Source organism: Candidatus Fukatsuia endosymbiont of Tuberolachnus salignus (assembly GCF_964030845.1).
In the GTDB taxonomy this organism is placed as follows: domain Bacteria; phylum Pseudomonadota; class Gammaproteobacteria; order Enterobacterales; family Enterobacteriaceae; genus Fukatsuia; species Fukatsuia symbiotica.
Window position 1 is genome coordinate 1,563,526 of the sequence record NZ_OZ034983.1, and the last position, 20,837, is coordinate 1,584,362.

General features: G+C 41.0%; 19 protein-coding genes and 2 pseudogenes. 13 read left to right on the forward strand and 8 right to left on the reverse strand.

Annotation, left to right across the window (positions count from 1 at the left end; all coding sequences use genetic code 11):
• Positions 1 to 35 precede the first annotated feature (35 nt).
• Entirely contained in the window at positions 36 to 1,001 is a 966-nt protein-coding gene (lipA, locus tag AAHH42_RS07675; protein ID WP_072550653.1) for a lipoyl synthase, read from the forward strand.
• A gap of 42 nt (positions 1,002 to 1,043) precedes the next feature.
• On the opposite strand, the gene AAHH42_RS07680 is transcribed toward lipA, so the two are convergent.
• Positions 1,044 to 1,754 carry a Bax inhibitor-1/YccA family protein gene (locus tag AAHH42_RS07680; RefSeq protein ID WP_072550652.1) on the reverse strand — a complete coding sequence of 237 codons (711 nt, stop codon included), beginning with the start codon at positions 1,752 to 1,754 and terminating at the stop codon, positions 1,044 to 1,046.
• 250 nt (positions 1,755 to 2,004) lie between these two features.
• On the opposite strand from AAHH42_RS07680, the pseudogene AAHH42_RS07685 reads away from it, so the two are divergent.
• From AAHH42_RS07685 to AAHH42_RS07700, 4 genes and pseudogenes are all read left to right on the forward strand, one after another.
• Positions 2,005 to 2,561, forward strand: a pseudogene (locus tag AAHH42_RS07685) (transposase); the annotation flags it as partial.
• Positions 2,562 to 2,668: 107 nt separating this feature from the next.
• A complete protein-coding gene (locus tag AAHH42_RS07690; protein ID WP_083429630.1) occupies positions 2,669 to 3,676 on the forward strand; it encodes an IS110 family transposase in 1,008 nt (335 codons plus the stop codon).
• A gap of 14 nt (positions 3,677 to 3,690) precedes the next feature.
• Positions 3,691 to 3,906, forward strand: a pseudogene (locus AAHH42_RS07695) (transposase); the annotation flags it as partial.
• A gap of 97 nt (positions 3,907 to 4,003) precedes the next feature.
• Complete coding sequence (locus AAHH42_RS07700; RefSeq protein ID WP_342220836.1) at positions 4,004 to 5,098, forward strand: ISAs1 family transposase; 1,095 nt, start codon at positions 4,004 to 4,006, stop codon at positions 5,096 to 5,098.
• A 161-nt stretch (positions 5,099 to 5,259) separates the two neighbouring features.
• Here the strand turns inward: AAHH42_RS07700 and AAHH42_RS07705 are convergent, their stop codons facing one another.
• The 3 genes from AAHH42_RS07705 to AAHH42_RS07715 all read right to left on the reverse strand — a co-directional run bounded on the left by AAHH42_RS07705 (position 5,260) and on the right by AAHH42_RS07715 (position 7,238).
• Entirely contained in the window at positions 5,260 to 5,451 is a 192-nt protein-coding gene (locus AAHH42_RS07705) for a transposase (RefSeq protein WP_342221998.1), read from the reverse strand.
• 265 nt (positions 5,452 to 5,716) lie between these two features.
• Positions 5,717 to 6,085 carry an IS630 transposase-related protein gene (locus AAHH42_RS07710; protein ID WP_072549715.1) on the reverse strand — a complete coding sequence of 123 codons (369 nt, stop codon included), beginning with the start codon at positions 6,083 to 6,085 and terminating at the stop codon, positions 5,717 to 5,719.
• A gap of 583 nt (positions 6,086 to 6,668) precedes the next feature.
• Entirely contained in the window at positions 6,669 to 7,238 is a 570-nt protein-coding gene (locus AAHH42_RS07715; protein WP_342220837.1) for an N-acetylmuramoyl-L-alanine amidase, read from the reverse strand.
• 641 nt (positions 7,239 to 7,879) lie between these two features.
• On the opposite strand from AAHH42_RS07715, the gene AAHH42_RS07720 reads away from it, so the two are divergent.
• The gene (locus AAHH42_RS07720) at positions 7,880 to 9,496 is read left to right on the forward strand and encodes a peptide ABC transporter substrate-binding protein (protein ID WP_072549701.1); all 1,617 of its coding nucleotides are present in this window, start codon (positions 7,880 to 7,882) and stop codon (positions 9,494 to 9,496) included.
• 509 nt (positions 9,497 to 10,005) lie between these two features.
• Positions 10,006 to 10,449: a transcriptional regulator SlyA gene (gene slyA / locus AAHH42_RS07725; protein WP_072549700.1), complete on the forward strand. Its 444-nt coding sequence runs from the start codon at positions 10,006 to 10,008 to the stop codon at positions 10,447 to 10,449.
• An 82-nt stretch (positions 10,450 to 10,531) separates the two neighbouring features.
• On the opposite strand, the gene AAHH42_RS07730 is transcribed toward slyA, so the two are convergent.
• The gene (locus tag AAHH42_RS07730; protein ID WP_072549699.1) at positions 10,532 to 10,999 is read right to left on the reverse strand and encodes a glycine zipper 2TM domain-containing protein; all 468 of its coding nucleotides are present in this window, start codon (positions 10,997 to 10,999) and stop codon (positions 10,532 to 10,534) included.
• A gap of 272 nt (positions 11,000 to 11,271) precedes the next feature.
• Here AAHH42_RS07730 and pdxH point away from each other — a divergent pair, with 272 nt between their 5' ends.
• Both pdxH and tyrS read left to right on the forward strand, forming a co-directional pair.
• Positions 11,272 to 11,940, forward strand: a complete 669-nt coding sequence (gene pdxH, locus AAHH42_RS07735; RefSeq protein WP_342220838.1) for a pyridoxamine 5'-phosphate oxidase — start codon at positions 11,272 to 11,274, stop codon at positions 11,938 to 11,940.
• A 115-nt stretch (positions 11,941 to 12,055) separates the two neighbouring features.
• Positions 12,056 to 13,330: a tyrosine--tRNA ligase gene (tyrS, locus tag AAHH42_RS07740; protein WP_072549697.1), complete on the forward strand. Its 1,275-nt coding sequence runs from the start codon at positions 12,056 to 12,058 to the stop codon at positions 13,328 to 13,330.
• A 268-nt stretch (positions 13,331 to 13,598) separates the two neighbouring features.
• Here tyrS and sodC read toward each other — a convergent pair whose 3' ends face one another.
• A complete protein-coding gene (sodC, locus tag AAHH42_RS07745; protein ID WP_072549714.1) occupies positions 13,599 to 14,138 on the reverse strand; it encodes a superoxide dismutase family protein in 540 nt (179 codons plus the stop codon).
• Between the two features lie 223 nt (positions 14,139 to 14,361).
• Positions 14,362 to 15,132, reverse strand: a complete 771-nt coding sequence (locus AAHH42_RS07750) for a 4'-phosphopantetheinyl transferase superfamily protein (RefSeq protein ID WP_072549696.1) — start codon at positions 15,130 to 15,132, stop codon at positions 14,362 to 14,364.
• A gap of 254 nt (positions 15,133 to 15,386) precedes the next feature.
• Between AAHH42_RS07750 and AAHH42_RS07755 the strand changes: the two genes are divergently transcribed.
• The 4 genes from AAHH42_RS07755 (at position 15,387) to AAHH42_RS07770 (ending at position 19,800) form a co-directional block, all read left to right on the forward strand.
• On the forward strand, positions 15,387 to 16,583 hold the full coding sequence (locus tag AAHH42_RS07755) for an alginate lyase family protein (RefSeq protein ID WP_342220839.1): 1,197 nt from the start codon (positions 15,387 to 15,389) through the stop codon (positions 16,581 to 16,583).
• Between the two features lie 183 nt (positions 16,584 to 16,766).
• Positions 16,767 to 17,558 carry a hypothetical protein gene (locus tag AAHH42_RS07760; RefSeq protein WP_119963657.1) on the forward strand — a complete coding sequence of 264 codons (792 nt, stop codon included), beginning with the start codon at positions 16,767 to 16,769 and terminating at the stop codon, positions 17,556 to 17,558.
• A gap of 197 nt (positions 17,559 to 17,755) precedes the next feature.
• Positions 17,756 to 18,304, forward strand: a complete 549-nt coding sequence (locus tag AAHH42_RS07765) for a metal-dependent hydrolase (protein ID WP_342220840.1) — start codon at positions 17,756 to 17,758, stop codon at positions 18,302 to 18,304.
• Positions 18,305 to 18,363: 59 nt separating this feature from the next.
• Complete coding sequence (locus tag AAHH42_RS07770) at positions 18,364 to 19,800, forward strand: L-cystine transporter (RefSeq protein WP_072549691.1); 1,437 nt, start codon at positions 18,364 to 18,366, stop codon at positions 19,798 to 19,800.
• Positions 19,801 to 19,946: 146 nt separating this feature from the next.
• On the opposite strand, the gene AAHH42_RS07775 is transcribed toward AAHH42_RS07770, so the two are convergent.
• Positions 19,947 to 20,768 carry an N-acetylmuramoyl-L-alanine amidase gene (locus tag AAHH42_RS07775; RefSeq protein ID WP_072549690.1) on the reverse strand — a complete coding sequence of 274 codons (822 nt, stop codon included), beginning with the start codon at positions 20,766 to 20,768 and terminating at the stop codon, positions 19,947 to 19,949.
• Positions 20,769 to 20,837: the final 69 nt, after the last annotated feature.

The window sequence follows — 20,837 nt, forward strand, 5'->3', positions numbered from 1 at the left end:
AAAAGTCTATTTACAAAATTGGAACCTATATCACCATGAACAAATCGATCCCTATGGAACTTGGCGTAAAATACCGTGATCTAGATAAGACGGCGTTAATCCCGGTTAAAACCTTGATGACTGAGCATCAGGCACCATTACCTAAGCCCGAATGGCTGAAAATAAAGCTTCCTGCTGATTCGAGTCGTATTCAGGGGATCAAAGCGGCAATGCGTAAAAACGGTTTGCATTCGGTGTGTGAAGAAGCTTCCTGTCCCAACTTATCTGAATGCTTTAATCATGGAACGGCAACATTTATGATCTTGGGGGCGATATGTACGCGTCGTTGCCCATTTTGCGATGTTGCTCATGGTCGCCCGATGGTACCTGATAGTAATGAGCCTGAAAAATTGGCACAAACTATTCAAGACATGGGGCTGCGTTACGTGGTGATTACTTCCGTCGATCGGGATGACTTGCGTGATGGTGGTGCACAACATTTCGCTAATTGTATCATCCGTATTCGAGCCAGGAACCCAGCGATTAAAATTGAAACATTGGTGCCAGATTTTCGCGGGCGCATGGATCGGGCGCTAGATATTTTGACGTTAACTCCACCCGATGTATTTAACCATAATCTGGAAAACGTCCCACGGATCTATCGACAGGTGCGGCCAGGAGCAAATTATGAGGGTTCGCTCAAGCTACTAGAAAGCTTTAACGTGCGGCATCCAGAAATCCCAACCAAATCTGGCCTGATGGTTGGTTTAGGTGAAACTAATGCCGAAATTGTTGAGGTTATGCACGATCTACGCCGCCATGGTGTCACTATGTTAACGTTAGGGCAATATTTGCAGCCGAGTCGACATCATTTGCCTGTTCAGCGTTATGTTAGCCCTGATGAATTTAATCAAATGAAGACACAGGCTTTGGCGATGGGATTTACCCATGCTGCCTGTGGCCCTTTTGTTCGTTCTTCCTATCATGCAGATTTACAGGCCAAAGGCGTAGAAGTGAAATAACTTTCCTTAAAAAAAAAGACACCCTAGGGTGTCTTTAGCTGATCAACGGCGGTTGCCGAAAATACGCAATAACATCAGGAACAGGTTAATAAAATCAAGATACAGCGTCAACGCGCCAACTATGGTGTACTTACGGAATCCATCTTGATCACTGGCATCTAATTGACTGCCCATGTTTTTCAGTTTCTGAGTATCATAGGCAGTCAGACCGACAAATAGCACGACACCGATATAGGTAACAGCCCACATCAATGCACTGCTTTTGAGCCAGATGTTAACCACTGAAGCTAAGACGATGCCGATAAGTCCCATGAACAGCATATTGCCAAGGCCACTTAGATCGCGTTTAGTGGTATAGCCATAGAGACTCATAGCCCCAAACATCCCCGCTGCAATAACAAAAGTACTGGCAATGGATGAGCTTGTATATACAACGAAAATACTGGATGTGGTTAAGCCGGTTAAGGCGGAATAGAGCATAAACAGACTGGTTGCCAAGGTTGCACTCAGGCGATTAATCATCCCCGAAATAACAAAAACCAGACCCAATTGAACAATGACAAGTCCAAAAAAAGTGATTTGGCTGGAAAAAATAAGATTCATGATAGCGGGAGTATTAGCCGCGTACCAAGCGATAAAAGCAGTCAATAAAAGGCCACAGCTCATCCAGCCATAAACCTGTGCCATATACGCCTGAATGCCTGTGTTGGTTCGCTCGACAATCGAACCATTAGGGCGTGGATATCGTTCCATATTGGTACCTCTATATATTAATGTGATACGAGTTGCTGTTAACAGCTTAACTTTGGCTAAGAATACCACAGAAACAACCTTAATTACGATGTTGGAAGCCGTGATAAAAGTGTTCTGCTCTTAGCGATGTTCAGGGATAAGGAATTGACGTTTATTTTCTCTAATTTTTTGCTCAAGAAGAGATAAGTGCCTCGTACTTCAAGATAATGATGTTTGCGGACATTATTCATCACGAAATAGCGAGACACTCATGAACGATATTACCGAACTTTATTGCTTAATGGATGATTTTTGCAAAAAATTTGAGCCACTACTCAATGCAAAGCTCCTGATGGGTCCAAGCGGCGTATCCGTGCCAGTTCTCTTTCTTTGGCAGAGCTGATGACGCTAGTGGTATTGTTCCATCCAATTCGTTATCGCCAGTTCAAATCATTCTATCTTCATCATGTGTGTCAGCATCTCAGGGCTGAATTTCCAACCTTTCCCTCTTATTCTCGCTGTATTGAACTCCTTACCCGCTGTGCAATGGCGCTTTATGCTTTCTTTGACACAGTTAAGGGCGAATGTTCAGGGTTCTCTATTGTCGATTCCACGCCGCTTGCCGTTTGCGATAAGCATCGGGGAGAACTACTCAGTATTCGTTTAACCCGTGGGAATGGTGACGATAGAAAACCCCTTCCTGACTTGGTCACAGGGCTTTTTGGCCAGCTTTATGCAGATAAAGGAGATATTTCTAACACATTGTTACAACAGCTGAAAGAAAAGGGAGGCGCCTTGAACACTCGAGTTCGTCGCAACATGAAGCCTTAAGCTTTAAAGCTTGTAAGACAGATAAAACCCCGGTGACATATTCATCATCGCCTTCAAGACCGAACGGTATCTTGTGCTTCGAGCACGTATTTATAAGGATGATCTTGGCGAATTCTCTGATTTTTACTGTCATGTCTGGAGTGTATCTGATGGACAAAACCCCCGTCGGTATTGATATAGCAAAATTAAAGTTCGATGTGGCTGTCTGGATTGAAAGAAAAAAATATAAAACAAAAGTGTTTAACAATACCCCATCCGGTTTTAGCGACTTGCTGAAGTGGCTACTTCCTTACGGTGACTGCCACATTTGCCTGGAAGCAACCAGCCATTACAGTGTGCCACTGGCCACTTTTTTGGTGGATAACGGGATTGAGGTCAGTGTGGAAACCCCCGCCCGCATTCATGCCTTTGCTCAAAGTGAGCTGAGTCGTAACAAAACGGACCAAGGGGATGCGAAGATGATTGCGCGTTATTGCGCGCTTTATTCGCCAGCACGCTGGTTTCCCGCCCCGTTAAATGAACGTCAGCTTATGGCACTGATACGTCGTCTTAATCATTTAGTCGAAATGAAACAGATGGAATGTAACCGAAAAGAGGGGGCAGATGAAATAGTCCAGCCTTTTTTGACAGACAGTATCTGTGCATTAGAAAAACAAATTGTCGAGATAAAACAGAAAATTAAAGAGCATATTAATAACTCCCCCGGGCTGAAAAAGAATAAGCATCTCTTGGAGAGTATTCCTGGTATAGGCGAAATATTGAGTGCCACTTTATTGGCGTTTGTCGGTGATGTATCAAAATTTACTAGCAGCAAGCAAGTGGTCGCCTACGCAGGGCTTAATCCGAAACTGTGCGAATCAGGTGCATTTAAAGGGCGTAGCCGCCTCTCAAAAGTCGGGTGTACAGAACTCAGAAAAGCGCTATATATGCCAGCCCTTAGCTCCATCACTTACAACCCAATAATAAAATCTCAATGGAAACGATGGGTAAAACGAAATAAAGGGGGAAAAGTCGGTGTCTGTGCTGCAATGCGTAAATTACTCCAACTGGCCTATGGCGTGCTGAAATCAGGTCTCCCTTTTGATACAAAAATAGCGCTTGCAAAGACGTAATCAAGACGGTATCTGTCGAGCACACGGCGTTTGATAACGCCCTTTTGCGTAAACGGTCATTGGTTGAAATCGTTTTTGAACAACTAAAAAATATGTGCCAAATAGATCAGACTCGTCACCGCTCACCACAGAGTTTTATCGTCAACTTACTCGGCGGCATCGGCGCTGCCTGCTTTACACCATCCAAACCAAAATTAGCTCTGCATTGTGCAAATATCGTCACATTATAAAATAGTCGGTTTATCCCCAGGGCGGGATCCCACTTTAATGTGAACTAATAATAGGCAGTAAGCTCATAATATTATGTATCCTAAAGAATATGTAATCATGAGTATTTTAAAGCAATTAGCCCTGATCCCTGACCCGCGTAAAGATATTAATATCAAACATCACCTGCTCGATGTTATTTTCCTGTTTTTTGCCGCCGTGTTAAGTGGGGCCTCGGGATGGAAATCCATCCAGGATTTTGGCGAAGCTCAGCTCGATTGGCTAAAAAAATATGGCTCTTATCATGGTGAGAGCCCACGTCGTCATTGTATTGCTAAAATCATCAATGCATTAGATACAAATTTGCTGATTCAATCCTTGTTTTTATGGATTAACGAACGACGCCAACGAGCCGGTAAGACGTTGCTCGCCATCGACGGTAAAACCTTGCGGAGAACCTGGTCTGAAGAGATTTGCACTGCGCTGCATGTGGTGAGTGCCTATGATGTTGATGCTGGTATTACGCTTTATCAAAAAGCGGCGAACAATAAGGGAAAAGAAGGAGAATTAGCCCGTCAGAGCATTGACGCGTTAGCGCTGGATAATGCTATTGTGACGCTCGATTCATTGCATTGCCAAACCTCAACTTCATCACTTATCACGCAACGTAAAGGCAATTTTGTGGTGCAGCTTAAAGCGACTCAAAAGAAGCTGTTTGAACAGGTAAAACAGCAATTTGCTTTTGCCTATGATAGCGATAAATTGCACGAATATACGCAGACTAATCAGGGGCATGGCCGGATAGAAAAACGTACGGTTATGCAAATTAATGCGGAATTACCCAATGAATTAAAAGCGAAATGGCCTACCATTCGTACTTTCATTGAGGTCGCTAGTGAACGAACAAAAAATAATGTCACCCACTGTCGGTCACGTTGGTATGTCAGCTCATTAACGCTGAATGCAGAACAAGCGGCACAGGCAATTCGGCTGCATTGGGGGATAGAAAATCAACTTCACTGGGTATTGGATGTGGTGTTTAGAGAAGATGAACTCTTGATAAAAGCTCCGGATGGAGCAGCCCATGTCGCTCTTTTCAATCGCGTCGCGTTGGGTGTGATTAAACAGCACAAAGGTAAACAAGATAGTATTGCCAGTAAACGTAGACGTGCCGCCTGGTCAGCCGATTTTCGTAGTAAACTTATTTTTGGTTAAAAAATTAGCAAAGTGGAATCCCGCCCTGGGCTTATCCCGAACTCAGGTCAGTTTAAGTCGAATTCTGGCAAGGCAGTCAGGCTGTGAGCAATAAAAGTGGGAGAGTAGACGCTCCAGGTTGTTGGTGTCTTACCACTATGGCTGTAGCCGTATAAATTGATTCAAAATAAAGGGTCAGAAAAGAGAGTGTCGATATCGCATTGTCGTTTCCTACGAAGGGCTTTAGCCTGAGCCCATTTGTGCTCGATCGGGTTGAGGTCAGGAGAATACGTCGGGAGATATTCCAGAATAAAACCAGATTTTTGTCTAGTAGACTGGATATCCTGGCGTTTGTGAAAGCTCACATTATCCATCACGATAACAGCCCCTTGAGGGATTTTTGGCAGTCAGTCTTGGGTTACCCACGCATGAAAAATATCGCTATTGATATTGTATTCAAAGGCACAAACGGTGGTTAATTTTCCGTTAAGCTGAGCGCCAATGACATTGGTACATGCTTTAGCGTGCCAATCATGTTGACCGTAACACCGCTTACCTTTAGCTCAATAGCCGTAGAGGCGGGGCATGTCATGAGCAAAACCGCTTTCATCAACGTAAATAATAGGGGTCTCGCTGGCTTCATAGGCCTGGATCTTGATCTGAAAATCTTCTCGGGATTGGGCGTTGGCTTTTGGATGATAAAATGTTTTTTTTATAGCTAAACCCTGCCCGTTTCAACGCATGGCAGATACCTCTAGCGCTCACTCCCATACGTTGGGCTCGCTCGTATTGAGACGCGTCAGGGTAGGTTTCCACATCAAGAATCAACGCCGCTCGAGCTATTTTACTGGCGGGTTTATCACGTGTCAGACAAGGTTCTATTCGTTTAGCCCAGCGCATCAGACTTGCGGTCCCAATACAAAAACGTGTGGCCGTTTGGGCATATGTAAGTTTTTCTTGCTCTTTAATAGCCAATACATGTTGGCGAAATTTTAATGGATAAGTCATCTTGAAACTATACATCAATTTATACAGCCTACGCTATACTTTGGAAGGAAGATTGGATAATTTCTTCACGTTTTTGGCTGACCTATTTCAGTAATTATTCTATTTTTGCAAGTAATTCCTTATCAAGAGGATGTCTCCTTCAAACATTTTTTGAAAATTAAGCAAAATTTTTTTTTGTCTTCTGTGGTGGGTATTTCAACAAAATAAAAAACAGATCGGGGCACTGGTGCACACTGAAGAATATCTTTTATATATTTATTACCGAATATATCGCAATAAATTTTTTCTAGGAAAAGGGGTATATTTATAGATTCTGTTGAACTTGTTTCAGTTGTCATAAATTATTTCCTTATTTAGCCTATCTGCAAGCAAATATAATAATAAAGATAAGTGAATTGATTTTTTAAAAGGTCAGCGTTTGGGTAATGAAGATAAGAATGGCATAAGACCCGTGGCATTGTATTAGCTAATTTTTAATGTAATATAATTAATTATTAATAATTAATTATATTGTGATTCTATACCTTGACTTCACCTAATGAACGAGGGTCATGCAAGAGGTCTAATGATTAATTCAAGTTCATCAATCTCTTGGTTGTGGGAAATATTTTTCTACCAGTGCGGCCAATATTGCGCTGGTTTCTATATCCATCACGCCGTCATAATTATACGGGCGGAAATGCAACTGAAATGCTCGGACTAGCGCTTTAAACCCTTCTGGTGTGGTCGCTTGACTCACGTTGTAACCGTATTTTTTAAAAAGTGCTAAGGTGGTTTCCTTCGATGGTGATGTTTTTCTATATTGATCAATATATTGGCACTTTGTTGTCGCATCATGCCAAGCCCCAATGCCTGCTTCATAAAGTTTAAACCATGGAAATGTTGCACCCGGATCACTTTTGCGCCCTAGGGAAATATCAGAATGACCCAAAACATGAGTAGGTGAAATATCCGGATAACGTTGCAGGATACTCAGTGCTAACTGTTTAACGGCCTCAATTTGAGCATCATTGTAAGGAAGGAAAGTAAATACACCTCTAATCTCTGAAGCCTCATTAACAATCTCAATCCCAATTGTACTATTATTGAGATTAGTGTGATTCTCCCAGGCACTCACACCGGCATGCCAGGCGCGTTCTTTTTCATCAACCAAGTTAAAAATCTTCAGCTCCTTAAACCTTGTACTGATTGCAACTATCCTAACTAACAATAATAAAATTATTTTATTATTGTTGATTTTTAATTAAGTCTACACAAAAAAATGACATAATGTGTCATTAAAAATTAATATCGATTTAATATTATGTATTTTTCTCTTGTAAAAAAATTACTTTCATAAAATAAAGCTAAATAATTAAATGGCTATTTAAAATAAAAATTTTATTATTTAATCTAGCTCGTGATAAGTATAGCGTTAAAAATTCGTTAGATAATAAATAGCATGTCCATTTGCGTACTATTACAATAATTAAAATTATTATAATAGTACATGCTCTATAATTTGGAGCAATCGTTATTGTTTATTTTTAAATGGATTTTATTTACGCTAATATGATTAAGTAGCCAGAGGGTATATTTCTTTCATATTTTCATGTAAAAACATTTCGGTAGTGGATTAACCCATTACCGATTTTATTATCATAATTTTCTTTCTTATTAATGACAGATTAGTTTTTCAATGTATTATACATATTAATAGCAATAGCCTAGCTGTCACAGAAATGCTAGGCTAGCAGCAGTAGATGCTGATTTTTCTTTATTTGCTATAAATTAACAAAAGTAAGGTTATCGAATATGCGATGTTTTTGTTATCTGTTGTACGCCACTTTGATCACGGCATGTTTGAATTTTGCAACGGCTGCTAATATTCCACCGGGCACCCTGTTAGCTGAGAAACAGGAAATTATGCGTCATATTAAGAATGAACCCGTTTCTCTTGATCCGATCAAAGGGGTCGGCTTGCCGGAAGCGCATGTTATACATGATTTGTTTGAAGGTTTGGTTAATCAGGATGCTGATGGCAATATTATCCCGGGTGTCGCCGAGAGATGGCACACGGCGGATAATCAAACCTACATCTTTACGTTACGCAAAAATGCTCGCTGGTCTAATGGTGATCCTGTGGTTGCTAATGATTTTGTTTATAGCTGGCGTCGTTTGGTTGATCCAAAAAATGTTTCTCCTTTATCTTGGTATGCTCAACTGGCTGGCCTCGATAATGCGAAACAGATTATTGCCGGTCAATTACCAGTAGAAAAACTGGGTGTTATTGCGATAGATAAACGTATCTTGAAGGTACATCTCAACAGGCCAGTGCCTTATTTTACTCGTCTATTGGCAAATTTCAGTATGTTTCCAGTGCATCCGGCAACAGTAGAAAGATATGGTACTGATTGGATTAAAGTCGGTAATTTAGTGGGTAATGGTGCATTTAGGTTGCAAGATCGCGTGGTGAATGAAAGGTTGGTTTTGGTTCCTAATAACTATTATTGGGATCACAGTCATACTGTATTGACTAAAGTGACTTTTATTCCAATCAATCAGGAATCTTATGCAGCTCAACGTTATCAAGCTAATGATATCGATATTACCGAATCTTTCCCGAAACATATGTACCATAAATTGATGCAAGATATTCCTGATCAAGTATATACGCCTGATCAACTGGGAATTTATTATTATGCTTTCAATACCCAGAGAACACCGACCGATGATGCCAGGGTGCGTAAAGCACTGTCATATTCGATAAATCGTAAGATTATTGCTGAGAAAATGTTAGGTACCGGTGAAAAACCTGCCTACAATTTTACGCCTGATGTGACTAATGGTTGCCAAATCACAAAAGGTTTTTTGCAACAACATGATCAAGAAGAGCTGGATGAACAGGCTAAGGCATTGATGTATGCTGCGGGTTATAGTGCTAGTCATCCATTAAAACTGTCGTTATTGTATAATTCTTCAGAGAATAATAAAAAGTTAGCGATTGCTATCGCTTCCATGTGGCGTAAAAAGCTGGGAGTGGAGGTTAAATTGATCAACCAGGAATGGAAAACCTATATTGATAGCCGTAATAGCAGTAAATTTGACGTAATAAGCTCCTCCTGGATCGGTGATTATAATGAACCATCGACCTTCTTATCGTTGTTAACTTCAACCCACAGCGGCAATATTGCTAAATTTAAAGATGCTGAGTATGATCATGTTTTGAACGATGCCAGTATGCAGACAAACAGTGTCGCCTTGAACGATGATTATAATAAAGCCGAAGAGATTATTGCGGAGCAAGCACCCATTGCTCCCATCTATCAATATACCAACGGGCGTTTGATTAAGCCGTGGCTTAAAGGGTATCCGATAACGAATCCGCAAGATATGTCTTATAGTCGCACCATGTATGTGTTGAAGCATTGACTCTGTGTTGCAACGGTGACGTGTTGTAGTAACCGTTGTAATTATGTGTGGCTGGTTTTTTAGGTACAACGTACTTAATTTTTTAAGAACATTGGTGTTACTTTTCCAGGATGACTCGGTTAAACTGCAGTGTAATCGCAATAATCAGCTTTGCTTTAGTGGCCAATTGATTATCATGAACTACTATTCTTGCCAACTGATCATAAATTTGGAGAGTGATATTATAGTCGGCCGTGGGTTTATCCATATTTAAACGACGGAAATAGTAGATAGCAGCGCGGAAAAGTGAGTCCAATAGGAGTGAATGTCAGAGGCGATATACTCTAGATGGGAGTAATTTTTACTATATTTAACCTAAACAGGTATCTCGTTGTAGCTATGTATTCACTATATTGATTGCTTAAGCATGAAATTAGCAGTATATATACATTTATATTTTTAATGTGATTTACTCAAAAGAGATTGGACTCTGGGAATTATGCTAGCACGCTAATTATAAGGAGAAGCAGGTGGAATCGACATTAGGATCTGATTTAGCACGATTAGTTCGTCAGTGGCGGACGAGAATCGATGATAAGCTAAAACCACAGGGGCTGACTCAATCCCATTGGGTTACGTTATCTAATATTCGTAGTTTAGGCGAAGCACCGTCTCAGATACAACTTGCGAAGACTATCGGTATTGAACAACCTTCACTCGTCCGTACTTTGGATCAGTTGGAAGAAAAAGGATTAATAGAACGGCATATTTGTTCCAATGATCGCCGTGCTAAAAAGATATCGTTGACTGATAAGGCAAAGCCGATTATTGAGCAGGCTGATGATATCATCAGAAAAATGGACGAGGAGATCCTCGTCGATATGCCACAAGAGGATGTTAAGCGGCTACTAGAGGTAATTGGGATACTTGGGAGCAATGTTGGGAAATTACAGACCGTGAAAAATGACAAGTAACAAAAAAATCTACTTATTTGTTTACAGCACGACAGCACGCCGGGTTTCATTTGAAATCCCGGCTTTTTTATTAGTGGAATAATTAACGCGGGCTAACAGTGATATTGCTACCGTTGCCAACTAACATGACACGTTGACCCACACTAAATTTGCTTGTACCTTGTTTTTGTACCACTGAAATTGTAGTGCGGTCATCTTTACGAATTTCTAGTTGCACACCTTTAGTGCTATTTAGTTTGCTCTGTATTCCTTGACCCGCAACACCCCCGGCAACCGCGCCCGCTGCTGTCGCTAAGCTTTGTCCTCTGCCACCCCCGATGGTATTACCTACAAATCCACCTAACACTCCCCCAGCAATGGCACCAATGACGTTGGAATCACTCCCTCCTTGAATTTTCACTGGGCGGACAGTTACCACTGTACCGTAAGCTACATTTTGCACTTGTTTCGCCTGATTCGCGCTGAAAGTATCATCTGATAACGTGTTAAGATTGGAACATCCGCTTAAGGTCATTATAGTGAGAGTAACGACAAGTAATGGTTTAATCATAAAAACTCCTATTGAAAATGGATAACCGTTCTCGGGCTGATCACGCTTATTTCTTAAATAATACTAAACGCTGGTTTGATTTTCTGAAAGTATAAAATAAAAAAGAAAGTGATAAGTGGCTGATGCAGTTTGTTCGACAGGAAGAAGACGGTTGAAGTAAAATCGAATTGTGACTACAGGGGAACTATGTTGTACTCCGTGCGCTTCTTTGACTGCATCTTACTCGCTACGGTTGTGAAAGAGGTCTCTTATCCGTGTGTTACTGGGGTTCTATGGCTAATAATGAATTTAATGTCGCAGATGAGCGACGTGAGTACACCCATAATGGCAGATTACACCGAGTGGATTTGCCTTCTGATCCTTTAACTTTGTTCACCAGTTGGTTAAAAAAGGCTTATGAAGCGCGTCTGGTCGACCCTGCCGCTATGTGTGTCGCCACTGTAGATAGCGATGGACAACCTTTCCAGCGCGTAGTACTACTTAAGGATTATAGCGTTCGAGGAATGGTGTTTTATACTAATCTGGAGAGTCCTAAAGCTTTACATCTGGCAAAAAATTCTCGTATTAGCTTGCTATTTCCTTGGCATGAGTTAGATCGGCAGGTTATCTTTCTGGGTAAAGCTGAACGGCTAGCCACTGAGGAAGTAAAAAATTATTTCACCCGTCGACCAAGGGACAGCCAGATTGCTGCCTGGGTATCTCATCAATCCGCAAGCATTGCTAATCGAGGGGTATTGGAAAGTCAATTCATTGAATTAGAAAAAAAATTCCGGTCGTCCGATGTTCCTGTGCCGGATTTTTGGGGGGGATTTCGTGTGGTTTTTGATAGTGTAGAATTTTGGCAAGGAGGAACGCAGCGCCTCCATGATCGTTTTGTCTACCGGAGGAAAAAAGATTTAGAGGGTACCCGTGACTGGAAAATTGATCGCCTGGCTCCCTAGAACCTATGAGAAATCTATTGTGTTTGTTGATATTTCATCAAAAACAGGCTTCTGGATCGCGGAAACTGTATTTTTAGCCAGATTTTTATCAAAATAACGAATAATGGAGTCATTAATGACGAGTCGTAATCTGATTCAACAATTGCAAGAGCGGGGGCTTGTGGCTCAGGTCACGGATGAAAAGGGATTAGTAGACAGATTGGCGCAGGGTTCCATTTCGTTGTATTGTGGTTTCGATCCTACCGCCGACAGTTTGCATTTGGGTCATCTCGTTCCTTTACTCTGTTTAAAACGCTTTCAGTTAGCGGGCCATAAACCGGTTGCACTGATAGGTGGCGCGACAGGACTGATAGGCGATCCCAGTTTTAAAGCGGGCGAGCGTCAGTTGAATGACAAGGAAACGGTTAACCAATGGGTAGAAAAAATTCGTGAGCAGGTTTCGCCGTTTCTCAATTTCGACTGTGGTGACAACAGTGCGATCACAGCCAATAATTTGGATTGGTTTGCTAATATGAAGGTACTGGATTTTCTACGTGATATAGGCAAACACTTTTCGGTTAATAAAATGATTAATAAAGAGGCGGTTGAAAGTCGTTTGCACCGTGATGACAGCGGTATTTCTTTTACCGAATTTTCTTATAATCTGTTACAGGGTTATGATTTCGCTTATTTGAACGACGCCCTAAAGGTAGAGTTGCAAATTGGTGGTTCTGATCAATGGGGCAATATTACTTCAGGTACAGATTTAACACGTCGTTTACATCAAAACCAGGTTTATGGCCTGACAGTGCCACTGATCACTAAAGCTGATGGCACTAAGTTTGGCAAAACAGAAAGTGGTGCCGTTTGGTTAAATGCCAAGAAAACCAGCCCGTATAAATTTTATCAATTTTGGATCAATACTGCTGACACTGATGTTTATCGTTTCCTGAAATTTTTCACTTTTATGACATTGGAAGAAATCAGCGCGTTGGAAGATGAAGATAGAAACAGTGGCAAAGCACCGAAAGCACAACAGGTATTGGCGGAACAGGTCACTGGGCTAGTGCACCGTGAGAAAGGGCTAGCAGCGGCACAACGTATCACACATAGCCTTTTCTCTGGTAATTTATACGAAATGACTGAACAGGATTTTGCTCAATTAGCACAGGATGGTATGCCTGCTATTGAGTTGACCCATGATGCTGATTTGCAACAAGCGCTGGTTAACGCTAAGTTGGTGCCATCGCGAAGTCAAGCTCGTACCCTGATAAACTCGGGTGCAGTTACCCTGAATGGCGTAAAGCAGTTTGATGAGGCGTACTGCTTTACTGAAGCTGATCGCTTGTTTGGGCGCTATAGCTTGCTGCGTCGTGGAAAAAAACATTATCATTTGCTGATTTGGAAATAGATCGTCCACTGTCCATTTAACAAACCTATGCTGTAATAGAAGAATAGACTTCTCGCAAAACCGTAGCGAGTGCTGCAGAGTCAAGGCGCCCGGAGCACAGCAACTGCAGTGTATAGCGAGTAGGATCGCGAGCACCACGTAATGCAGAATTTGCAGCACGGCAGCACGTAGTAGGTTTCACAAGAAGTCTAATGTGAAGAGGGGCGCCCTGGCCTCTCACAACGGGCTGAAATTTAAGCGATGAAAATGGCGCCTGGGTTGTTGATCGTTATTGAACTACGCCATTGGCTATGACACCACAAGCAAAACGAGCACCACCGCCTCCCAATGCTTGAGGATGATCTGAATAATTATCACCATTGATATGGATCATCAATGAACGATTTTCAATTTCTTTTAAAGACTTAATACGTGGAGCTAAAACGGCGTAAGTTGCCATGCCATCGTCATTTACCGGCAATCCGGGTAAATCGCCAAGGTGTCCTTGATCATTATAAGGACCAAGATGACCGCCTGTTGTATTCAAATTAAGATGCCCTCCAGCTTGCAGTGCAACAATGGCTTTTCCCTCTTTTTCACCGGGTTGACAACTCGGATTTTGGTGAACATGGAACCCATGGATCCCTGGTGTTAAATTTTTAAGATCAGGCGCGAAGATCACTCCGTATGACGTTTCTGCTAGTGTGATATCCCCAATATAGTTACCGTTTCCTGATGGCGTTGCCTCGTGCATCTTGACCGTTAGGTTGGATGCAGATGCAACGCCGGAAAAGAGCAGGGAAAATAAGATAACTTTTTTAAATTTCATGTTAATAGTCCATTTTATACACGGGTATTGGTAGGTTTCTTGCGAAGCCTGCTGTGTGGCATTTGTCATCCTTATGTATCCATTACTGCACGCCGGGCATGTTGATTTCACTCGACAAGCCAGCGGTTTACAAGAGGTTGAATGGGTAAATAGCGGCTAGGAGTGTATAATATCTACCGTGTGTCGTCATCACTTCTTTACTAAATCCTTCTCAGGATAAAGATTAACAGACAATCGATGTCTGAACATCTTTGTCGGTATAATTGAAACATCCTTGAAAACAGCGTCCAGCATGGAATTCTGGCGATAAATCACGTAAAAGTTGTAATTCAAAACAGCCTGTTGACAATGAGCAATTGAGCAAACATGCATCCAGAAAATCGAAGTAACAACCCACTTGTGGATAAAGAGCCTTAAATAAACTTTCTTTGGCTGAGAAAACCAGTGTTAGCAACTGATTAAATGGCCAAGGCATCGTTTGTAATTGAAAATATTCTTTCTTTCCTAGGATATTAGGCCATATTTCGGCGACTTTTGTGACTGGCAACCAACTTTCTATATCCAGGCCGATACCACTACTGGTTTTAGCAGAAAGGGTATCAGCAGAGACAGTATGAGCCGGAGAAATGAGTAATGCGGCACAGAGAGCTGTATCGTCATTGTGGCTGATAGAACCAATAATATTGACCGGCCATTGCGGTGCCCGATCGGCACCATTTTCCAGCCGAAAATTTTTCACTCCCAGTACATTTAGCACTTGCTGAGCGACAAAGCGTCCTGCTAAAAATTCTGCGCGGCGTTTTAGTACTGCTTTGTGCAAATTGTGTGGAAAAGAAATATGATAAGTATCAAAGAGAGCATCCTGATAGCTATCAATATCAAAATGACACCTTGCTTGCAATCCCGAATAAAGATATTGCTTATTCATGCCAGCAGTAGCAATGGCAGAAAAGGTGAAATTGCGGATAAAAGGTAACTTGATCGATAAATTCATAAAAATTTTCCTGATTAGCGATTTCATTATGTGGTTAATTTTACAGTAAAAAATATCTTATTATCCTGTATGAGATCGATGAATTAAAGTTAATATACTAATAAAAAATCGTTTAATCCTTTTTCTCGATTACTTGTTATATTACTTACCATTGACCTTCATTTTTAGCGGAGGTCAGAAAATAAAAAATATGCGCGTCAACGTTGTTTATTGTAAGTTCGCGCCGTTATTAAACGGAAAAAGGGAATTAGCGGATGTTAGCCAGGGTAATACGTTGTTTTTTTATTATATTGATATCGATAGCTATATTGTTAACCACTTTGGTCGGTAAATTAGCCGCACAATCATTTTTTAAACATCCTGGTATTTTGGTCAGTATCGAGCAATTAGATTACGTAAAACAGAGAATTACTGCCGGCGAGGAGCCCTGGTCATCAGTTTTTGACGTGGTAAAGCAAGACTCTTTAGCAAAGTTAGATTATCAACCTGATCCTTGGTTTGCTGTGAACTGTGGTAGTTATTCCAGGCCTAATTGGGGTTGTTCAGATGAGATTAAAGATGCGCGTGCGGCGTATACGCAAGCGCTGCTTTGGTATTACAGTGGGGATAAAGTTTATGCGGAAAATGCTATTAACATTATCAATGCCTGGTCATACAATTTCACTGGTGGGCACAGTGGAGCAAATGAAGTTTTACAGGCCTCTTGGGCAGGGGCATTATGGCCACGGGCGGCAGAAATAATTCGCCATACTTACGATGGCTGGAAAAATAAAGATGTGCAGCAATTCGAAAATATGTTAAGGATGCAGTATTTGCCTTCTGTGACAAAATCCATTGTTTGCTATCATGGGAACTGGCTGGCAGCCTCCATCGAGGCGAGGGCCAATATCGCTATTTTTCTCGAAGATATAAAACTTTACCGTAAAGCAATAAGAATGTGGCGTGAAAGTGTGCCTGCTTATATTTATCTTGAATCGGATGGCATATTACCAAGGCAACTACCAGGCTGTTGGCGTAATAAACAAAAATTAATTGCCTACTGGCAAGGGCAAAGAACCTTTGTCAATGGCTTGACTCAGGAAACCTGTCGAGATCTTGAACATATGGCGTATGCTTTGGCGGGTTTTATTAATGTTGCAGAAACTGCTTACATTCAGGGATTAGATCTTTATGGTGAACAGGAAGAACGTTTTACATCGGTGATGGAATTTCATACTAAATATAAAAATAAGGGTTCTATTCCTCATTACATCTGTAATGGAGAATTTAAGTTGGATATGAAGGGAACCTTAGAGATCGCTTATAATCATTACGCGGTACGACGATCGAATAGGAAAGACTTGCCTCATACTTGGCAGTGGTTGAGCGAAAGATGGCCTGCTAAAGGGCATTTTCATTATGTTTGGGAAATTTTGACACACGGTAATATTGGCAACGCGGGTATTGATTAATTAGGAATGGATAAAAAAACATTATTTTTTATTAAGTAATAGGTACTTGCTATTATCCAGGTATTCACCTTATGTAATACAGAAATAAAAGAGTAATAATTGAAGTATGAGATCTCATTTAAAATAAATTATAAAAATTTTTTATCATAATAAAAATTTGTATTTTTTTGATGAGGGGAAATTATGCTTAATAATATTTCAAAGACTCTAATAAATGCAGCAAAAATGGTAACTGCACACGGAGGAACAGAACTATCAAATGTGGCTGTTTCATTAAAAAATATAACAAACTTTAATATTATACCCGTTAGACTAATGATGGCAACTTCACCTAAATACTCAGCACTATTTTCTCCGCACACATTAAGAAAACAGGACCCTAATCTATGCTACAGTAACTCTCTAAAAATAATAAATAAAAGTGTGACAAAAAAACCCATGAACTTACTGAGTAAAGTTAGAAAATATATGTTAGGGAATATTGATTATATTGAATTACTCTCAAGTAGTAATGAAAAAATCATTCAAACGATAGGAGAAAAAATAAAGGGATCAGGAATGGTTGCTCTACGAGGGCATGGGATCGCCAGAACTGACTCTGCTTATACTACACATCATGTTGTTGTTATCACGGATATTTTTATTTGTCATGGTCGAAAAATTGCCTTAATGATTGATACCGATGATACAGTAGAAAATAAATCTTGTGATAATGAAGAGAGTATCCGTCTCGTTGATTTAGAAAATATGATCACTGTTGCTCGTGCAGGAGCAATGAAATTTCTATCTGATAACCATATGAATAATACTGAAGGATTGTTGTCTATCTCATTTATTCATCCACATCTTGTCGCCGAAGAATACAGACTCGATCCTGTTAGCAAAGGATGTATTACGGATTATTTAGAAGAAAGTTGGAAAACCGGTAGTGTTTGTGTTGAATATGCGAATATTGGAGGCACTTTAAATACTTAATAAGAGTAAAAGAGGTGAGTTTTGAAAAAATGCTCACTTCGCTTCTGCCTATCTCCCAAGTGAACCAGTATACAGTTTTATTTATTAAATATTATATAATTTTATAACGAAACATTTTGTTACGGTGTCACTACTATTATCACCAAAGAAAATCCCATATACTGATAGAATTCATAGCCACTGATATGGACCTTTGTATGACTGGGGAAGGGCACTTGATTTTTTCTGTCGCCTGTGTTGTTTTTGCCCAAAAAGCCGGATTAACACCAGAACTTGCACAAGGCGATTGGTGGCATATAATCCCAGCAGCATTGCTGGCGTCTCTGTTACCTGATATAGATCATCCAAGTTCCATTCTTGGTCAGCGATTAAGATGGATTTCGTTGCCTATGGCCAGGCTTTTTGGTCATCGTGGTTTTACCCACAGCTTGCTGGCAATTATTGGTGGTATGGTCTTGTTTCGTTCGGATATTTCTGCTCATTGGTTTTTTCCACCAGATGTATTGCATGCTATGATTATCGGCTATTTCAGCCATCTGTTAGCAGATATGCTGACACCGGCTGGTGTCCCTCTACTTTGGCCTTGTCGCTGGCGTTTTTGTATTCCATTACTCAATACTAGCAAGAATAATCAGTCAGAACGTGTATTCTGTATATTGTTGCTGGGTTGCGCACTTTTTTGGCAATCTGATACCGTTACCTTGTTATTATCTTACATTGAGCAGCTAAGAAATTTTAGCTTCTAATTGCATCACAGAGTGCGACAATCCGACCGTCGTATCACATAAATTTTGGAGGTCTGGGGATGAATCCACCACTTGTGGTTAACGTGCTGGTATTTATTGCATTGTTATTGTTGTTGGCACAAACTCCGCGTAAGCAATTGTGGCATAAGCTTTTTCGACGCAAAACGTCTTATTACCGCCCCTGGAGTTTGGCCAAGAAAGTTTTAATTGGGCTTATTATAGGAACTTTCTTTGGTTTGGCACTCCAGCTTGTTTATGGTGCTGATAACCCGATATTAAAAGAATCAATGAGTTGGTTTAATATTGTTGGTAGTGGGTATGTTCAATTATTACAAATGATTGTAATGCCATTGGTTTTTGTCTCTATTTTAAATGCCATCGCTAAATTACAGGATGCTTCTTCTCTCGGTAAAATTAGCCTATTCACGATTACTACCCTGTTATTCACCACTCTGATTGCTGCTCTGGTCGGTGTGCTAGTGACCAATTTATTTGCTTTGACTGCTGCAGGTTTGGTACCAGGCACAGAAGAAACAGCGCAACTTAGTGTGATTACTCATCATTACATGAATAGGGTCGCTGATTTGACTGCTCCTCAGCTAATTCTTTCGTTTATCCCGAAAAATCCCTTTGCAGATCTGACGGCTTCTAGCCCCACTTCAGTGATTAGTCTTGTTATTTTTGCCACTTTTTTAGGGATTGCTGCTCTGGAACTACTGAAAAGTGATCGAGAAAAAGGCCAACGTGTATTAGTGGCGATTGATACTCTGCAAGTTTGGGTGATGAAATTGGTTCGATTGGTCATGAGATTGACACCTTATGGTGTTTTGGCATTGATGACAAAGATAGTTTCAGGTTCAAATATTCATGACATTATTAAATTAGGGGGCTTTGTTGTTGCTTCTTATGTGGGGCTAGGTATCATGTTTATCGTTCATGCCCTGCTATTATCTCTGAGCGGTGTCAATCCTTTTAGATTCTTTAGGAAAGTGTGGCCGGTATTGACTTTTGCTTTTACCAGCCGTTCCAGTGCCGCCAGTATCCCATTAAGTGTGGAGGTGCAAACCCGTCGCTTGGGTATATCTCAATCCATTGCCAGTTTTGCTGCTTCTTTTGGTGCCAGTATTGGGCAAAATGGTTGCGCGGGGCTGTATCCGGCGATGTTAGCGGTGATGGTGGCACCTACTGTCGGTATTAACCCTTTAGACCCAACTTGGATCCTAACGCTGCTTGCGGTGGTGACTATCAGTTCTGTCGGGGTCGCTGGGGTAGGGGGAGGAGCTACCTTTGCCGCGTTGATTGTGCTGCCGGCTCTCGGTTTGCCTGTCACATTGGTTGCGTTACTGATTTCTATCGAGCCACTAATCGATATGGGGCGCACTGCATTGAATGTCAATGGCTCTATGATCGCCGGAACCATAACCAGTCAATTGATGAAACAAACTGATAAATCCATCATGGATAGCGAAGACGATGTGACATTATCTTCGCATTAACCCTTCTCAGCACTCCGCGCTTTTAGCGCACGTAACCCTGAGAGAGAAGGGTCCACTGTCTTTTAATGGTCTTCCTGCTAGCTCGACATTTTTTCTCGTTTTTTTATTCGGCAGCCAGAATTACAGACTGCCTTTTGCATCAGCTATTAAGATCGATATTGGGTCACCAGTGCTTTTGCAATGGCTTCTGTTTCTATGTCTGGTATCCCAGAAAAATTGGTTGGTCTAAAGTGCATCTGGAACGCACTGATAACTCTTTTTGTTTCGGTATCCAATTTGCCAGTTTGTGGGATGGTATAGCCATATTGAGCCAATATTTTCTGTATGCTACTGACCGAGGTTATAGCGTATTTATTTCTGTTACCGATATATTGTGTGACTAGCGAATCATCCGGCCAAGCACCTATACCCTTTTTAGCCAAGCGGTGCCATGGAAAAAATGGACCCGGATCAAATTTTCTTTGTGGGGCGATATCACTATGACCGACAATATCCGTTGGTGCGATTTTATAACGCTTAACAATATCTTTGGCTAAATATTCGATAAGTTCAATTTGCTGTTCATTAAATGGATACCATTTTTTACCAAAAAAACTTTTTGTAAAGCCTAAATTAACGATTTCAACACCGATAGAAGTGTCATTCAAATTATTACGGCCTTGCCAATGACTCACGCCTGCATGCCAAGCTCTTTCATGTTCAGCGACAAGTTGTAATACCACAGGTTTACCCTGCTTTTTTTGCGGATGGCTAAGCACAAGGTAATGAGCACTGACCTGTCCTTGTGTCAGTATTTTTTTTGAAGCGGTATCATCAACAGCGGTGTAGTGTAAAACCAGGAAACGCACGCGATCATTTTGTGCGACGGCGGACGTATTGGTATCGACTTTGTATTCGCCGCGATCAATTAGCCGATGGCTGCATCCGGTGATAAGTAATGCGAGAACAATTACTGCTAATTTACTCATTATGTTACTTCCCCATTAACCGCTATTAGAACCTGTTCCAAATCTCTTCTCCAGCTGCCTTGACTTCAC

Coding starts and splice junctions, on each gene's coding strand:
- AAHH42_RS07710 (WP_072549715.1), bottom strand. CDS start 6,085: ATGACTTATCCATTAAAATTTCGCCAACATGTATTGGCTATTAAAGAG.
- AAHH42_RS07750 (WP_072549696.1), bottom strand. CDS start 15,132: ATGAATTTATCGATCAAGTTACCTTTTATCCGCAATTTCACCTTTTCT.
- AAHH42_RS07730 (WP_072549699.1), bottom strand. CDS start 10,999: ATGATTAAACCATTACTTGTCGTTACTCTCACTATAATGACCTTAAGC.
- AAHH42_RS07680 (WP_072550652.1), bottom strand. CDS start 1,754: ATGGAACGATATCCACGCCCTAATGGTTCGATTGTCGAGCGAACCAAC.
- pdxH (WP_342220838.1), top strand. CDS start 11,272: ATGGCTAATAATGAATTTAATGTCGCAGATGAGCGACGTGAGTACACC.
- sodC (WP_072549714.1), bottom strand. CDS start 14,138: ATGAAATTTAAAAAAGTTATCTTATTTTCCCTGCTCTTTTCCGGCGTT.
- tyrS (WP_072549697.1), top strand. CDS start 12,056: ATGACGAGTCGTAATCTGATTCAACAATTGCAAGAGCGGGGGCTTGTG.
- AAHH42_RS07775 (WP_072549690.1), bottom strand. CDS start 20,768: ATGAGTAAATTAGCAGTAATTGTTCTCGCATTACTTATCACCGGATGC.
- AAHH42_RS07770 (WP_072549691.1), top strand. CDS start 18,364: ATGAATCCACCACTTGTGGTTAACGTGCTGGTATTTATTGCATTGTTA.
- AAHH42_RS07755 (WP_342220839.1), top strand. CDS start 15,387: ATGTTAGCCAGGGTAATACGTTGTTTTTTTATTATATTGATATCGATA.
- lipA (WP_072550653.1), top strand. CDS start 36: ATGAACAAATCGATCCCTATGGAACTTGGCGTAAAATACCGTGATCTA.
- AAHH42_RS07765 (WP_342220840.1), top strand. CDS start 17,756: ATGACTGGGGAAGGGCACTTGATTTTTTCTGTCGCCTGTGTTGTTTTT.
- AAHH42_RS07760 (WP_119963657.1), top strand. CDS start 16,767: ATGCTTAATAATATTTCAAAGACTCTAATAAATGCAGCAAAAATGGTA.
- AAHH42_RS07720 (WP_072549701.1), top strand. CDS start 7,880: ATGCGATGTTTTTGTTATCTGTTGTACGCCACTTTGATCACGGCATGT.
- AAHH42_RS07705 (WP_342221998.1), bottom strand. CDS start 5,451: ATGGATAATGTGAGCTTTCACAAACGCCAGGATATCCAGTCTACTAGA.
- AAHH42_RS07700 (WP_342220836.1), top strand. CDS start 4,004: ATGAGTATTTTAAAGCAATTAGCCCTGATCCCTGACCCGCGTAAAGAT.